Below are 14,958 nucleotides of genomic sequence, written 5' to 3'. Positions count from 1 at the left end.
GGGCCTTACCCGGCGGCGGCTGTCATACCGACAGCCGAATGACGTTGTAGGACAGCGGCTTCAGCGCCGCCCGCAACCGTCCGTCCTCGATCTTGGCGCTGTCGGCTTTGACAGGCGCGACCGTATCTTGCCGCCCTGCCGTGTTGACGGCTTCGAGATCGCTATGGGTCATTTCCACCTGCTCGACGACGCTCGCGGCCCCAAAACCTTCCAGCCGCACATCGAGATCGAGCGCCGTGTTCGGATGGCGGTTGACGGCAAAAAAGGTCAGCGTCTTGCCATCCTCGGAATGGACCGCCGAGACGTCGAGATAGGGAACGTCGTTCTCCTCGTCGCTGTCATAGGTCGGGCCATCGACGACCAGCTGCAGCGCTGCGCCGCGGCCATATCGGGAAGCGTAGTAGAAGGGGTAATAGATCGTCTGGCGCCAGGCGGCACCGCCGTCGTCGGTCATGATCGGAGCGATGACGTTGACGAGCTGGGCGATACAGGCGATGCGCACCCGGTCGGAGCGGCGGATGAAGGTGTTCAGGATGCCGCCGACCTGCAGCACGTCTTCGAAATTATAGACGTCCTCAAGCAGATGCGGTGCATCCGGCCACTCGTCGCGTGCCAGGATCTCCTTGTCCTGCTGGTTGGAATGGTACCAGACGTTCCATTCATCGAAGGAAATACCGATCGTCTTCTTCGAGCGCTTTTTTGCCTTGATATAGTCGATTACGCCGCCGATCGTGGTGATATACCGATCGAGCTTAGTCGCGCGGGAGAGATAATTCAGCGTATTCTTCTCGCGGTTGGCGAAATACATATGCAGCGAGATATGATCGGCGCTGTCGTAGCACTGCTCGAGGACTTGAGCCTCCCAATCGGGATAGGTCTTCATATCGGAATTGGACGAGCCGCAGACCACGAGTTCCAGCGACTTGTCGAAGCCGCGCATGGCCTTGGCCGTCTCGTCCGCCAGCCGGCCATATTCATAGGCCGACTTGTGGCCGACCTGCCAGGGGCCGTCCATCTCATTGCCGAGGCACCACAATTTGACGTCGTGCGGATTGGTCCAGCCGTGCTTGCGACGCAGATCGGAATAATAGGTGCCGCCCGGATGATTACAATATTCGAGGAAATTACGGGCCGCATCCAGGCCGCGCGAGCCGAGATTGACGGCGAGCATCGGCTTGGTATTGGCCTTCTTGCACCAGTCGACGAATTCGTTGACGCCGATCTGATTGGCTTCGCGGGTGCGCCAGGCCAGGTCGAGGCGAACCGGGCGCTCCGAACGCGGGCCGACGCCGTCTTCCCAATTATAGGCGGAGACGAAATTGCCGCCGGGATAACGGCAGTAGGGCGTGTCGAGATCTCGCACCAGATCGAGCACGTCGCGGCGGAATCCGTCCTCGTCGGCCGTCGGATGTCCGGGCTCATAGATGCCCCCGTAGATCGCTCTGCCGAGATGCTCGAGAAATGAACTGTAGAGCCTGGCGTCAATGGTCGCGATGCGGAAATCGCGGTGGGCAACGACATTGGTCTTCAACGGATCCTCCCGTTTATGTATCAGAAATTTTGTTTTCTTGCCTCCAACTTGATATCAGGAATGTCGTTCTGTCAACCAACTTGCGGATTTTATCATACTAATCTGATTTTCGGAAAATATCACGTAATTTCATAATGTTAATAGACTTTCTATTTCGTAGAACTCGGAAAATCGCGTGATTTTTAAATCAGCATTTCCGATATCGATTGATCACACGTGCAGCCGCATGATGATATCGCGGCCGTGATTTCCGAAGCCGCGGCCGAAAATATTGACGCCGCCGGTATGGCCGGCATTTTCGGCGATGCCGACGCGCAGCCGGATGGAAGAGTGCTGGCCGAGTGCCAGATCGGCGAGCGTGACATTCGAGGCGGCGACGCCATCGATGAAGGTCCCGCGCGTCGAGATGCGCCAGGTCTTCATCATCCCATATTGCGAGCCTTCGAGCTTCCACCAGGCCGGCGTGAAGGCGCCGCGCTTGTCGCCGTAATCGCCTGGAGACGTCCAGGTGCCGATCGCCATGCCGTTGACCCAGAGCGTGATGTCGGAGGGCCAGTCCGCATTGGTGCCGGGCACCTCCGACGACAGCTCCAAAGAGAATTCGATAGCGCGGATATCCTTGTTCAAGACCTTGGCATTGTTGGGGAATTTATACTCGACATAACCCCTTCCGAACCACACGAGCCCGGCCTGCATACGCTGTGGATCAAGGAAATAATCGGGAACGTCGAGAGGGCCGATGACGCTTTCGCTGGAGCAAAGACCGCAGGGCGCATGCACATCGCAGCTGGTGTAGAGCCCCACCGGCATCTCGACTTCGATGATATTGTTGGCCCGTTGCGCCGCACTTTCCTCGAAGCTGATCAGGATTTCGCTATAGACCGCCGAGCAGATCTTCTGGTTCCCCTTCCGCGCCTTGGCCAGCCGGGATTCGACTAGGCCGGCCTCTTCCAAAATCTGAATGCCGGTGGCGACAGTCGATTGCGGCAGGGAAAGCGCCTGCGCGATATCATTGATATTCATCGGCCCTTTAGCGCAGAGCAGCTTGAGCATCTCGACCCGCGCCGGCGCCGAAAGCGCCCGGATTGCCTCAGTATTCTCCCCGGCCGCAATCGTTAAAAACGAACGTTCCATTATATCCCCATCGTTCCCGATGGAATGATGTATATCGAGAATTGTGATACATCAAGTGGGATGCCTGCGCCGACTGTGATAATGTGTGCGATTGGGAATTCTAGGAGGCGGGTAACGGTTTTCCCACGGATTGATGATCTGCAATCGAGCGGCGACCAGCATCTTGCCGATATCGTCTCCCATCTCGAGAAGAGCCCGGGGCGACATGCTCGTCATCGTCACCTATGACGAAAACGGCAGCTTATGGGATCACGTCGCGCCGCCGAGGCCGATCGTTGGGGCCGGGCAACCGAATTCCGGCCTTCATCATCTCGCCCTTCGCCAAGGACGACATCGTCGATCACACCCAATAACACGTCATCGATCATCCGCTTCATCACCGCGCATTACGATCTGCCGGTGCTGCCGGACGGCCAGCCGCCGATGGGTGACCTCACGGCCGCGCTCGACCTGACGCATTGACAATTGCCCCGGCGCTGACCGGGGCCGCCCCTTTTTCCGTGCTTGCCGTTACCGGCGCAGCAGCGGCCGCAACGTCGCCTGGGTTTCCTTCAGCAATGGCAGATAGCGCTCCTTCATCTCCGCCGCCGGGACGAGGGCGGCCGGGGCGCCGATATTGATTGCCGCAACCGTTTCGCCGCGGTCGTTTTCGACGGGCACGGCGATCGAGCAGAGGCCGATCTCCAGCTCCTGGTCGATGATCGCATAACCCTCGGCGCGCACGCGGCGGAATTCGGCGACGAGATCCTCAGGGTCGGTTCGGGTCTTAGGCGTATTTTGTTTCAGCTCGCTACGGGCAAGGACGGCACGCGCCTCGTTTTCGGGGAGCGCCGCGAGCAGCACGCGGCCCATCGAGGCGCAATAGGCGGGCAGGCGGCTGCCGGGGGTGAGATTGATCGACATGACCCGGCGCTGCGAGGCCCGGGCGATATAGACGATTTCGGTGCCGTCGAGCACCGAGGCCGAGGCGCTCTGGCCGGCGCCTTCCGAGAGATGATCGAGATGCGGCTGCAGCAGCGCCGGCAGCGGCGTCGCCGCGAGATAGGCATGGCCGAGCCGCAGAATCTTCGGCGTCAGGGTGAAGAACTTGCCGTCATAATCGGCATAGCCGAGCTCGGCGAGCGTCAGCAGCGAGCGGCGCACGGTGGCGCGGTCGAGCTCCGTCAGCTTCGAGGCCTCGGCAATCGACAGCCGCTGCCGCGTTTCCCCGAAAGCTTCGATGACTTTCAGGCCGCGGGCGAAGCCGCTGACAAAGTCCGTTTCGCGCATGTTCGGTCCCCTAATCGATTTACCGAATATGTGCGATATACGAACAAAAGTCAAATAACGCACAAATTTCTTGCCGCGCGTGCCGTCCCGCTTTATGCCTGACACTGGAGGACGGGAGGAACCAGTTCTCGATCAGCCAAGGAGAAATCCCGCATGGACAAGACAGTCGGGAGCACGGCCGAGGCCGTCTCCGAGATCGGCGACAGCGCGATCATCATGATCGGTGGTTTCGGCGGCTCGGGCGCGCCGATAGAGCTCATTCACGCCTTGATCGACCGCGGGCCGAAGAACCTCACCGTGATCAACAACAATGCCGGCAACGGCCGCATCGGCATCGCGGCGATGATCGATGCCGGCATGGTCAGAAAAATGATCTGCTCGTTCCCGCGTTCGTCGGATCCGCGCGCCTTCACGGACAAATATCTGGCCGGAGAAATCGAGCTTGAGCTGGTGCCGCAGGGAACGCTTGCCGAGCGCATTCGCGCCGGCGGGGCCGGCATTCCGGCTTTCTACACGCCGACGGCCTATGGCACGGAACTCGCCAACGGCAAGGTCATCGCAGAATTCGACGGCCGCCATTACGTGCAGGAACGCTGGTTGAAAGCCGATTTCGCCATCGTCAAAGCCGAGATCGGCGATAACCACGGCAATCTCACCTACAACAAGGCCGGCCGCAACTTCAATCCGCTGATGTGCATGGCCGCGGCAAAGACCATCGCCCAGGTTTCATCCATCGTGCCGGCCGGCGGCATCGATCCCGAGCATGTGGTGACACCCGGCATCTTCGTCGACCGTGTCGTCACCGTCCCCCGCCCGCAGCAGGAAGAAGAGCTCATTCGAGCCGGAGTCGCCTACCTATGACCGTCGATATTAGAGAAGACATCAAGCTCTCCAATGCGCAGATCGCCTGGCGCGCCGCTCAGGATATCGCCGACGGCGCCTATGTGAACCTCGGCATCGGCTTTCCCGAAATGGTCGCCCGCTATCAGCCGCCCGGCCGCGAAGCGATCTTCCACACGGAAAACGGCATCCTCAATTTCGGCGAGCCGCCGCCCGAGGGTGAGGAGGACTGGGACCTGATCAATGCCGGCAAGAAGGCGGTGACGCTGAAACCGGGCGCGGCCTTCTTCCACCATGCCGACAGCTTCGCCATGGTGCGCGGCGGTCATCTCGATGTCGCGATCCTCGGCGCCTATCAGGTCGCCCAGAGCGGCGATCTTGCCAACTGGCGGGTGGGCAGCAAGGGCGTGCCGGCGGTCGGCGGCGCCATGGATCTGGTGCACGGCGCCAAGCAGGTCTGCGTCATCACCGAGCACGTCACCAAGACCGGTGAGCCGAAGCTGGTGGAGAAATGCACCTTCCCGCTGACCGGTGTGGCCTGCATCACCCGCGTCTATACCAGCCATGCCGTCATCGACATCGTCGACGGGCGCTTCGTCCTGCGGGAGAAGCTGGCCGCGATGTCGCAGGAGGAATTGCAGGCGATGACAGGTGCGCTGCTGCACGTCGTAGGGCCGGTTGCCGACCTCGTCGTCCCGAAACTCTAAAGGAAAAGCCATGACCGAAGCCTTTATCTGCGACTATATCAGGACGCCGATCGGCCGCTTCGCCGGCTCGCTCGCCCCGGTGCGCGCCGACGATCTCGGCGCCATTCCGCTGAAGGCGCTGATGCAGCGGAACGGCGGTGTCGACTGGGAAGCCGTCGACGACGTGATCTTCGGCTGCGCCAACCAGGCAGGCGAGGACAACCGCAATGTCGCGCGCATGTCGGCGCTGTTGGCCGGCCTGCCGATTGCCGTTCCGGGCACGACGATCAACCGGCTTTGCGGCTCCGGCATGGATGCGGTGATCACGGCGGCGCGCGCCATTCGCGCAGGCGAGGCCGAATTGATGATCGCGGGCGGCGTCGAAAGCATGTCGCGCGCGCCATTCGTCATGCCGAAGGCCGAGACGGCCTTTTCGCGGGCGGCCGAGATTCACGACACGACGATCGGCTGGCGCTTCGTCAACCCGCTGATGAAGAAGCAGTACGGCGTCGATTCCATGCCGGAGACCGGCGAGAACGTCGCCGAGGACTATAAGGTCAGCCGCGAGGACCAGGATAGCTTTGCGGTGCGTAGCCAGGCGAAGGCCGCCGCCGCCCAGGCGAGTGGACGTCTGGCGAAGGAGATCGTCACCGTCACCATCCCGCAGCGCAAGGGCGAGCCCGTCATTGTCGACAAGGATGAGCATCCGCGCGCGACGACGATCGAGACGCTGGCAAAACTCGCCACACCTTTCAAGAAGGAAGGCGGCACGGTGACGGCCGGCAATGCCTCCGGTGTGAATGACGGGGCGGCGGCGCTGATCGTCGCTTCGGAAGCGGCGGCGCGAAAATACGGCCTGACGCCGATCGCCCGCATCCTCGGCGGCGCCTCCGCCGCCGTTCCGCCACGGGTGATGGGCGTCGGGCCGATCCCGGCCTCGCGCAAGCTGATGGCCCGGCTCGGCATGGCCCAGGAACAGTTCGACGTCATCGAACTCAACGAGGCCTTTGCCAGCCAGGGGCTGGCGGTGCTGCGGGCGCTAGGCATTGCCGATGACGATCAACGGGTCAACCGCAATGGCGGCGCGATCGCGCTCGGCCATCCGCTTGGCATGTCGGGTGCCCGCATCACCGGCACGGCGGCGCTCGAGCTTGTCGAGACCGGCGGAAAATATTCGCTGTCGACCATGTGCATCGGTGTCGGGCAAGGTATTGCGATCGCACTCGAAAGGGTCTGAGAGCGTTGCGCCCGGTGACCGGCTTCTGTAGAAATCGGGCATGCTGATCCGACTCGCAGAAAACGACGATCGAGACGCCATCTGGAGGATCATCGGCCCGACGATCCGCGCCGGTGAGACCTATGCGCTCGATCGCGATCTCTCCGAAGCCGATGCGCTCGCCTACTGGATGGGGCCGGACCGCGAGACCTTCGTCGCCGAAGAGGATGGCGTCATCCTCGGCAGCTATTACATCAAGGCCAACCAGGCCGGCGGCGGCCGGCATGTCTGCAATTGCGGTTACATGACCGATCCTGCCGCGGCCGGCCGCGGCGTTGCCCGCCGCATGCATGACCATTCCCTGCAGCACGCTCGCGCCCGCGGCTTTCGCGCCATGCAGTTCAATTTCGTCGTCAGCAGCAACCGCCGCGCCGTTGAGCTCTGGCAATCCCTCGGCTTCGAAATCGTCGGCCGCCTTCCCGGCGTTTTCCTTCATCCGAGTGAGGGTTATGTCGACGCACTGGTGATGTTTCGTACCCTATAGGACTGCACGGGAAAAAAGATGTGAGCGCGCTGTCGAAATCGCAGCAGTCCGAACGTCTTTAGATCGCGAGGAGTGCGGCGGAAGAGCCGTGTGTCGCAATCACTCTGTCGGCATGGAGGTTTGAAGCCATGGGTGTTTCCTATCGTTGGGTCATCGTTGCCGTCGGCGCGTTGATGTCGTGCGTGGCCATCGGCGCGATGTTCTCGCTGGCGATTTTCCAGGAACCGATCGCCACCGCCACCGGCTGGTCGCATGTCGGTATTGCCAGTGCGATGACGCTGAATTTCATCGTCATGGGCGTCGGCGGCTTCCTCTGGGGGGCGGCCAGCGACCGCTTCGGCCCGCGCATCGTCGTGATGATCGGCTCGGTGCTGCTCGGTCTGGCGCTGGTTCTGGCGAGCCGGGCCGAAACGCTGCTGCAGTTCCAGCTGACTTACGGCATCCTCGTTGGCCTCGCCGCCAGCGCTTTCTTCGCGCCGATGATCGCGGCAACAACCGCCTGGTTCGACGAAAACCGCGGCCTTGCCGTATCGCTCGTCTCCGCCGGCATGGGCGTTGCGCCGATGACCATCTCGCCTTTCGCACGCTGGCTGATCTCGGCCTATGAATGGCGCCCCGCCATGCTGATCATCGGCATTGCAACCTGGGTGCTGCTTGTGCCGGTGGCCCTCTTGGTTCGGCGCCCGCCGGCCGAAACCGCCGATGCCGGCACCGAGTTTGCCGCGGAGGCCGCCCGGCCACAGCTGTCGAAAGTCTTCCGGTCGCCGCAATTCATCGTACTCGGCCTGACTTTCTTTGCCTGCTGTGCGGCCCATTCCGGCCCGATCTTCCATATGGTCAACTATGCGACCATCTGCGGCGTCGCCCCGATGGCGGCTGTAAGCATCTACAGCGTCGAAGGCTTGGCGGGCCTCGGTGGCCGGCTGCTCTATGGCACCCTTGCCGACAGGATCGGCGTGAAGCCGGTGCTGGTCGCCGGACTGCTGGTGCAGGCGGGCGCTCTTGCGACCTATCTCCTCGTCAGCGAGCTGACCCAATTTTATGCGCTCGCCATCGTCTTCGGCAGCGCCTATGGCGGCGTAATGCCGCTTTATGCGGTACTGGCGCGGGAGTATTTCGGCCAGCGCATCATTGGCACCGTCCTCGGCGCGGCGACGATGCTCTCCAGCCTCGGCATGGCCTTCGGCCCTCTTATCGGCGGCTGGATCTTCGACACCTTCGCCAATTATTCCTGGCTGTTCATCGGCTCGGCGATGGTCGGCCTCGGGGCTGCGGCGATCGCTCTGGCATTCCCGCCACTCGTGCGCCAGAAGCCGCAGCCGGCCGTCGGGGTCACGTCGTGATGAAGGTTGCATTCAGGGAACTCATCTGCCCAAGGGAAATACATCGTACGGTTGCCACTTATATAAATGTGTTTCAGAGTGGTCAGAATCGCCACACAGTTTAGTCGAGAATCCGGTTGAGATGCGCGTTCCTGACGCTCTTGCTGCAGCTTTAGGCCGTATCTCGTCTGTCTGTAAAACCTGTTGGGTGATCCGGATGCTGTGTCAAAATTGAATTAAGAGCAAGTTTCACTCATGGCAAACACGTCTGCCCCCTCCGGCAATACCGATTGGACGCTGGCCGATTTTCTCAGCACCTATCGCTATTGGGCTCTCTTTTTGTCCTCGCTTCTTTTGGCGATCGGTGGACAGGGGCTCAGCACAATCCTTCCCCTGATTTCGCAAATGACCGGCAGCAGCGCTCAGACGATCGGGATCTTCTATTCCGGATCCACACTCGGCTGGGGTGTCGGCGCCTTCCTGGCGTTTGTCGTCGCGAGCCGGCATGCGCGATCGGCTTTGATTTACCCGCTGGTTATCTGCGCCGTGGTCGCCATCAGTTTTCTGCCTGCGCCGGCACTTTGGGGCTCGCCGGCGTTTCTGTTTCTATTTGGTTTGGCATTGGGCACGGTTCGGGCCGTTTTTCCGCTGGCGATCGCCATCTTCCTGGTAAGCGGGCGGCCAGGCAAAATCGACTTCGGCTGCGCTCTCACTCTCCTGTCAACGACGATCCTGATCTCGGCCGTCGCTCCGATCGGCGCTTCGTGGTTGACCGAATTCGATCCAGGTGGTCTGCCCGTCGTTTTGGGTTTCCTCGCTTGCCTGCTCCTCGCTGTCATATTGCTGCTGCCGGCCGGGCACCTAACCTTCGATGAAGCTCCGCGCCCGCGACACCGGCCGCTGACGCCGCGCCGGCGATCCCCTCTCCTGGTCGCTTTCATCCTAAGCATCCCGCCGATCCTCGGCTTTCTGATGGGGCTCGGCATCTATCTGTTTCAGGCGAATGTTTTCGACGTCACTTCCTCCCCCATCACCTTGCTTCCAGCACTTCTCGCCATCGGCATTGCTGTCGCCGTCTTTATCTATTTTGCCTTTTGGGTCTACCGTATCCACGGGGAGCTGGCGGGTGCGGCGCAGTCTCAGCGTCTGGTCACGCCGCTTGCGGCCATGCTCATCGCGGTCCTTGTGCCGCTTGGATTGGCCGTCCTGGTCATGACCCTCGGTGATCTCCTCAACGATCGCGCACGCAATGCTGGCCAAGGACCGTTGGTTTCTATTGGCTGGCTCGGGATCTGGAGCTTTGTCTTTCCACCGATCGCCATGGCGATGATCCAGAATGCCGCCAACGACAGCTATGTCGCGGGCTCCGGCACGGCTTGACAGCAATAGCGCGCGTGCAGGAGGAGCCAGTTTCAATGCACGTTGAAGTAGATACAAGGTTATGATTGCCCTTTCCTTTTTGCACCGGCTTCATATCTAACTTGGCGGAAACGGCTCGCAGGAGAGAAATTTTTGAACATCATCGGGGCGACGAGTGGGGTGATCGATAGAAAGACGATTGCTCCTATGAGAGCCCGCGCCCGCCAGCTCCCTTCTGCGACGAGCGGCGTGGGGCGGATCAGCAGCCGTCGACCTGCTGCACTGTCCCTGGCTCCATGAGGATAAACACCATGTCGCGTCCTTCATTTGCCGGTGTCGCAGCGCTATCGCTTGCGATGGCTGCCTCGTTGCCCTCTTCGATCTGCGCACAATCTCAATCGGCCCCGGCGGGCATTGAAAAGCCGTCGCCGACATCACCGCCGAAGATCGCCGTGAGCCGTGGCGGTTTTGACATGAAGATGCTCGAACCGGTCAACGGCATCGACTACCGGACATACGGCCATATCACCTACGCGATGTTCCTCGATCCGGATGGCGATCACGAGGCGATCTTCAAGACATTCGGGACGGACAAGGCTGGCTATGAGGCGGCGGGCGCCGCCTTTACTGAGCGGATGAAACAGGATCAGACCTTTGCGATGATCGAGATGTTCGGCGCTTATTTTGCCGAGGACGCGCAGGGCACCTATGCGGCGCATGGGCGCGATGTTGCCCAGTCTGTGCTGAAGCAGGCGCCGCTTCGGGAGACCGAGCCGATGCCTGAGGAAAAATTTCGGGAGATACAGGTCTATTACGGCCGCAAGGTTTCGGTGGCCGGCACGGCGCTCGCGCAGCAGGATGAGATCCTGAAGCCCTATCACATCACCTTCAATGACTTTAACATCATCGGGGCCTGGTTCTCGCGCCGGCTGGCGCTGGAGACGGCCGATGCCTCGACACCCCGGGAAAGCCCGCCGGCGAGCGCCGACGGCACCCCGACGGAGCGACCGGAATGGGGAGGTCTTTGGCGATTCACCTGGAAGACCCTTCAGCGTACCGATACGGAAATGAAGGTCGTGGACGCCAGCCGCGACATTTGCATCAAGAGCGACATGACCGCGGACACGTTGCCGCTGATGCCCAAACCCTCGGGCGTCAAATGCGTACTGATCGACAAGATCCGCTTTTACGACAGCGGTGTTCAGATGAGCGCGCAATGCGACCACGGCGGCATCGGGACGTCATGGGGGCTCTATCTGCAACCGGAACATGACGGTGAAAGTTTCACCGGCCAGATCTCCTATAACGAGGTCTACGAAGGCGACAACGACATGCCGCAGCCGACAACCGACGTTCAGGTCAAGCGGATTGGCGAGTGCCAGTGAGGAGAGCGAAAACCATGATACGCTGTGTTCTCGCCGCCGCATTCGTCCTGACCCCGGCCGCGGCTCTCGCAGAGGAGGGCGGCCTGCCTACCGGACTTTGGCGGGTCAGGATCTTCACGCCGGTTCCCACGCCCGAACTGAAGAACGATGAGCAGGTCTTCCAGATCTGCTACGACAAGACGGCCGTGAAGAGCCACATGAACCCGGTGCTGCCCAAAGCGCAGGCCGCCAAATGCAAGCTGGATTTCACCGACATGGGTGACTTGGCCTATGACGCGAGCTGCAAGGACGGCGATCACCGGCTGCGCATTTCGGAAGCTGCGGACGGCTTGTGGCGCGGGACCTACCGCTTCGTCGGAAAGAAGGACGACGTCACTCTGGAGCCAGCCGTCGAACTGAAGAAGATCGCGGATACCTGCGACTAGAATTTTGCGGCCTGCGGCGTGTATTTAGCGCGAGAAGCCGGCCTTGGTCCGAACAGGGCATTGCGCAACGATGTTAATCTCCCGCTTTCGTGCATTGCCCTTCGCCGATATCGGCTGATAGACTTCCCCAATCTGTTTCATCACCTATGTCCTTGGTTTTTCGGGAGGCTGTCTTAGCCATGGTAGAACTTGCCCAATCGCTCGCATCGATCAAACTCCCGGATCTCGCCGGCAAGGCCGTGCTGATCACCGGCGCCTCGACCGGCATCGGGGCGGCGCTTGCTCGCGCTTTTGCGGCGCAGAGCGCCAAGGTCGGCGTGCATTACAATGCCAGCCGCGAGCCGGCGGAGGCACTTGCCGAGGAGATCAGGGCTGCCGGCGGTATCGTGCATCTAATCCAGGGCGACGTATCGCGGGAAGGCGAAACCGAGCGCGTCGTCGAGGAGACGGCGAAGACCTTCGGCCATCTCGACGGACTCATCAACAATGCCGGAGGCATGCTGGGGCGCAAGCCGACGTCGGAATATACCGATGCGCATTATGCCGCGGTCATGGATCTCAACGCCCGCTCGGTGCTGGCGGCAACGCGCGCGGCCCATCCCTGGCTGAAGAAGCAGGGCGGCTTCATCATCAACACCACTTCGATTGCCGCCCGCAATGGCGGCGGCAACGGGGCGATCCTTTATGCGGCATCGAAGGGCTTCGTCTCGACGATCACCCGCGGCCATGCCAAGGAATTTGTCGCCGACAGGATCCGGGTCAACGCGGTGGCGCCCGGTGTCATCGCCACGCCCTTCCACGAGCGTTATACCAATGACGAGCAGATGGAGCTGCAGCGCAAATCGATCCCGATGGGTTTCGTCGGCACATCGGAGGATTGCGTCGGCGCCTATCTCTTCCTCGCTTCGCCGACGTTGTCCGGCTACATCACCGGCCAGATCATCGAGGTCAACGGCGGCCAGCTGATGCCGTAGGACCTTCTTCCGGCGCGCGGCATCTGCCCTTTTCCCTTGGACGAGGGAACTTTCGAACCACCGTGACGTTTCCCGCTTGGTCTTTTCATTGAGCGGGGCATCATGAGCTTTTCATTTTCGGAACTCGACTTCCTCAAGCCGGAACTCGGCGCGGAGTATACGGGTTCCGGCACTCACTTCGCCATCTTCTCGGCGCATGCCGAACAGATAGAGCTCTGCCTCTTTTCACCCGACGGAAAAAACGAGATCGCGCGGATGCCGCTGCCGAAACGCGAGGGCGACATCTGGTCGGGCTATATCGCCGGGGTCGGGCCGGGCACCGTTTATGGTTATCGCGCCCATGGTCCTTACGACCCGGGCGCCGGCCACCGTTTCAATGCGAACAAGCTTCTGCTCGATCCCTATGCAAAACAGGTGACGGGCGACCTGAAATGGGACGACGCCCTGTTCGGCTATCAGATCGGCGAAGACGACCTGTCCTTCGACGAGCGCGACAGCGCGCCCTTCATGGTCAAGGGCGTGGTGCAGGATCCGGATTTCGACTGGGCGGGTGAAGAGGCGATCCGCCGCCCCTGGCCCGACACCATCATCTACGAGGCGCATGTGCGCGGCCTGACGATGACCCATCCGAAGGTGCCGGACCGGTTGCGCGGCACCTTTCTCGGCATGTGCAGCGATCCGATCATCGATCACCTCGTCAAGCTCGGCATCTCGGCGATCGAGCTTTTGCCGATCCAGTATTTCCTCGACGATCGTTATCTCCTGGAACAGAATCTCAGCAATTATTGGGGCTACCAGACGCTCGGCTTCTTCGCGCCGCAATCGCGCTACATGTCCGGCGACAAGATCACCGAGATCAAGACCATGGTGCGGAAGTTCCATGCCGCCGGCATCGAGGTGATCATGGATGTGGTCTACAACCACACCGCCGAGGGCAGCGAGAAAGGGCCGACGCTCTCCTTCCGCGGCCTCGACAATGCCAGCTATTACATCCTCTCGCCCGACGATCCCCGCCACACCTTCGATACGACGGGCACCGGCAATACGCTGAATGTCGCCCATCCGATGGTGATGCGCATGGTGCTCGACAGCCTGCGCTACTGGGTTGGAGTCATGCATATCGACGGCTTCCGCTTCGATCTCGCCAGCACACTCGGACGGCAGGATCTGGAATTCGACCGCCAGGGCGGCTTCTTCGGCGCCATCCGGCAGGATCCGATCCTCTCCGGCGTCAAGCTGATCGCTGAACCCTGGGATATCGGCGAGGGCGGTTATCAGGTGGGCGGTTTCCCGCATCCCTTCCGCGAATGGAACGACAAGTTCCGCGACGATGTGCGCCGTTTCTGGAAGGGCGATGGCGGCATGGTGTCGGAGGTGGCGGCCCGCGTCACCGGCTCGGCGCCGCAGTTCAACCATTCGGACCGGGGCGCCACCTCCTCGGTCAACCTTCTGTCGGCCCATGACGGCTTCACCCTGATGGATACGGTTTCCTTCGACGGCAAGCACAATGAGGCGAACGGCGAGGACAACCGCGACGGCCATTCGGACAATCATTCCGACAATATGGGCGCCGAGGGCGCGACCGATAATGCCGACATCAATGCCGCCCGGGCGCGGCGCCGGCGCAACATGATCGCGACCCTGATGCTCTCCCAGGGCGTGCCGATGATCCTGGCCGGCGACGAACTCGGCAACAGCCAGGGCGGCAACAACAACGCCTATTGCCAGGACAATGAAATCGGCTGGACGGGCTGGGATGGGCTCGACGATCCCTTCCTCGATTTCTGCCGCCAGGCTGTCGCCTTCCGGAAGGCGCATCCGGTGCTGCGCCAGGAGCGGTTCCTGACCGGGGAGACAAGTGAGGACGGCCGTATCGAGATCGCCTGGTACAAGCCGGACGGCAGCTTCATGGATGACGGGGCCTGGAACGACGATGGATTGCAGGTGCTCGGCGTCTATCTCTCAAGAAGCGTGCATGCTCCCGATACCGAGACGATGGACGACCTTTTCCTCGTCTTCAACGCCGGTGGCGACTGTCAGATCCACCTGCCCGAGGTGAACGGGCTGCAGCATTGGTCGCGGATTCTCGATACGGGGGCGGAGACCGATGCCTTTGCGGTGCATGAGCAGGATAACCCGGTCATCGTCTATGCCCAGAGCGTCGCGGTCTTTGCGCCGACAGGCCAGACCCAGCCGCCGGAGGGGGCGACCAAGGCCCAGCGCCGCCGATGGTTCCAGTTCGGGCGCAGGAGCAAGTAGCGGGTCGCTGAAAA

General features: G+C 61.4%; 13 protein-coding genes and 1 pseudogene. 11 read left to right on the top strand and 3 right to left on the bottom strand.

The genetic code is table 11. The annotated features are described in order from the left end of the window. Positions 1 to 22: 22 nt before the first annotated feature. Positions 23 to 1,531, bottom strand: a complete 1,509-nt coding sequence (gene arfA / locus K6N12_RS01045; protein ID WP_097625508.1) for an arabinosylfuranosidase ArfA — start codon at positions 1,529 to 1,531, stop codon at positions 23 to 25. Positions 1,532 to 1,741: 210 nt separating this feature from the next. Beyond that, positions 1,742 to 2,665 carry an ArsR/SmtB family transcription factor gene (locus K6N12_RS01040; RefSeq protein WP_097625507.1) on the bottom strand — a complete coding sequence of 308 codons (924 nt, stop codon included), beginning with the start codon at positions 2,663 to 2,665 and terminating at the stop codon, positions 1,742 to 1,744. 144 nt (positions 2,666 to 2,809) lie between these two features. Between K6N12_RS01040 and K6N12_RS01035 the strand changes: the two are divergent. Continuing rightward, positions 2,810 to 3,127 (top strand): annotated as a pseudogene (locus tag K6N12_RS01035) (alkaline phosphatase family protein); the annotation flags it as partial. A gap of 48 nt (positions 3,128 to 3,175) precedes the next feature. Here K6N12_RS01035 and K6N12_RS01030 read toward each other — a convergent pair. Beyond that, complete coding sequence (locus K6N12_RS01030) at positions 3,176 to 3,934, bottom strand: IclR family transcriptional regulator (protein ID WP_183777960.1); 759 nt, start codon at positions 3,932 to 3,934, stop codon at positions 3,176 to 3,178. A 153-nt stretch (positions 3,935 to 4,087) separates the two neighbouring features. On the opposite strand from K6N12_RS01030, the gene K6N12_RS01025 reads away from it, so the two are divergent. The 10 genes from K6N12_RS01025 to glgX all read left to right on the top strand — a co-directional run bounded on the left by K6N12_RS01025 (position 4,088) and on the right by glgX (position 14,944). Then, positions 4,088 to 4,795, top strand: coding sequence for a 3-oxoacid CoA-transferase subunit A (locus K6N12_RS01025; protein WP_183777961.1), 708 nt, complete (start codon positions 4,088 to 4,090; stop codon positions 4,793 to 4,795). Beyond that, positions 4,792 to 5,481 carry a CoA transferase subunit B gene (locus tag K6N12_RS01020; protein ID WP_183777962.1) on the top strand — a complete coding sequence of 230 codons (690 nt, stop codon included), beginning with the start codon at positions 4,792 to 4,794 and terminating at the stop codon, positions 5,479 to 5,481. Before K6N12_RS01025 ends, K6N12_RS01020 begins: the two co-directional genes overlap by 4 nt. 10 nt (positions 5,482 to 5,491) lie before the next feature. Continuing rightward, complete coding sequence (pcaF, locus tag K6N12_RS01015) at positions 5,492 to 6,697, top strand: 3-oxoadipyl-CoA thiolase (RefSeq protein ID WP_183777964.1); 1,206 nt, start codon at positions 5,492 to 5,494, stop codon at positions 6,695 to 6,697. A 40-nt stretch (positions 6,698 to 6,737) separates the two neighbouring features. After that, positions 6,738 to 7,220 (top strand): GNAT family N-acetyltransferase, encoded by a 483-nt coding sequence (locus K6N12_RS01010; RefSeq protein WP_183777966.1) that lies wholly within the window; start codon positions 6,738 to 6,740, stop codon positions 7,218 to 7,220. 128 nt (positions 7,221 to 7,348) lie between these two features. Further along, positions 7,349 to 8,563 carry an MFS transporter gene (locus K6N12_RS01005; RefSeq protein WP_183777968.1) on the top strand — a complete coding sequence of 405 codons (1,215 nt, stop codon included), beginning with the start codon at positions 7,349 to 7,351 and terminating at the stop codon, positions 8,561 to 8,563. Positions 8,564 to 8,797: 234 nt separating this feature from the next. Continuing rightward, on the top strand, positions 8,798 to 9,922 hold the full coding sequence (locus tag K6N12_RS01000; protein WP_183777970.1) for a hypothetical protein: 1,125 nt from the start codon (positions 8,798 to 8,800) through the stop codon (positions 9,920 to 9,922). Positions 9,923 to 10,212: 290 nt separating this feature from the next. Continuing rightward, positions 10,213 to 11,286, top strand: a complete 1,074-nt coding sequence (locus K6N12_RS33930) for a hypothetical protein (protein WP_246645355.1) — start codon at positions 10,213 to 10,215, stop codon at positions 11,284 to 11,286. Between the two features lie 14 nt (positions 11,287 to 11,300). Beyond that, complete coding sequence (locus tag K6N12_RS00990; protein ID WP_183778323.1) at positions 11,301 to 11,711, top strand: hypothetical protein; 411 nt, start codon at positions 11,301 to 11,303, stop codon at positions 11,709 to 11,711. Positions 11,712 to 11,890: 179 nt separating this feature from the next. After that, on the top strand, positions 11,891 to 12,685 hold the full coding sequence (locus K6N12_RS00985) for an SDR family NAD(P)-dependent oxidoreductase (RefSeq protein ID WP_183777972.1): 795 nt from the start codon (positions 11,891 to 11,893) through the stop codon (positions 12,683 to 12,685). Positions 12,686 to 12,787: 102 nt separating this feature from the next. Further along, complete coding sequence (gene glgX / locus K6N12_RS00980) at positions 12,788 to 14,944, top strand: glycogen debranching protein GlgX (RefSeq protein WP_183777974.1); 2,157 nt, start codon at positions 12,788 to 12,790, stop codon at positions 14,942 to 14,944. The last annotated feature ends 14 nt before the right edge of the window (positions 14,945 to 14,958 follow it).

Source organism: Rhizobium redzepovicii (assembly GCF_019793435.1).
Classification (GTDB): domain Bacteria; phylum Pseudomonadota; class Alphaproteobacteria; order Rhizobiales; family Rhizobiaceae; genus Rhizobium; species Rhizobium redzepovicii.
This window is presented reverse-complemented; position numbering and strand designations above follow the sequence as displayed.

Bases quoted from the DNA above. Each gene is read 5' to 3' on its own strand.
- K6N12_RS00990 (WP_183778323.1), top strand. From the start codon at position 11,301: ATGATACGCTGTGTTCTCGCCGCCGCATTCGTCCTGACCCCGGCCGCG.
- K6N12_RS01010 (WP_183777966.1), top strand. From the start codon at position 6,738: ATGCTGATCCGACTCGCAGAAAACGACGATCGAGACGCCATCTGGAGG.
- K6N12_RS01040 (WP_097625507.1), bottom strand. From the start codon at position 2,665: ATGGAACGTTCGTTTTTAACGATTGCGGCCGGGGAGAATACTGAGGCA.
- K6N12_RS00985 (WP_183777972.1), top strand. From the start codon at position 11,891: ATGGTAGAACTTGCCCAATCGCTCGCATCGATCAAACTCCCGGATCTC.
- K6N12_RS01005 (WP_183777968.1), top strand. From the start codon at position 7,349: ATGGGTGTTTCCTATCGTTGGGTCATCGTTGCCGTCGGCGCGTTGATG.
- K6N12_RS01020 (WP_183777962.1), top strand. From the start codon at position 4,792: ATGACCGTCGATATTAGAGAAGACATCAAGCTCTCCAATGCGCAGATC.
- K6N12_RS01000 (WP_183777970.1), top strand. From the start codon at position 8,798: ATGGCAAACACGTCTGCCCCCTCCGGCAATACCGATTGGACGCTGGCC.
- K6N12_RS01025 (WP_183777961.1), top strand. From the start codon at position 4,088: ATGGACAAGACAGTCGGGAGCACGGCCGAGGCCGTCTCCGAGATCGGC.
- pcaF (WP_183777964.1), top strand. From the start codon at position 5,492: ATGACCGAAGCCTTTATCTGCGACTATATCAGGACGCCGATCGGCCGC.
- K6N12_RS33930 (WP_246645355.1), top strand. From the start codon at position 10,213: ATGTCGCGTCCTTCATTTGCCGGTGTCGCAGCGCTATCGCTTGCGATG.
- K6N12_RS01030 (WP_183777960.1), bottom strand. From the start codon at position 3,934: ATGCGCGAAACGGACTTTGTCAGCGGCTTCGCCCGCGGCCTGAAAGTC.
- glgX (WP_183777974.1), top strand. From the start codon at position 12,788: ATGAGCTTTTCATTTTCGGAACTCGACTTCCTCAAGCCGGAACTCGGC.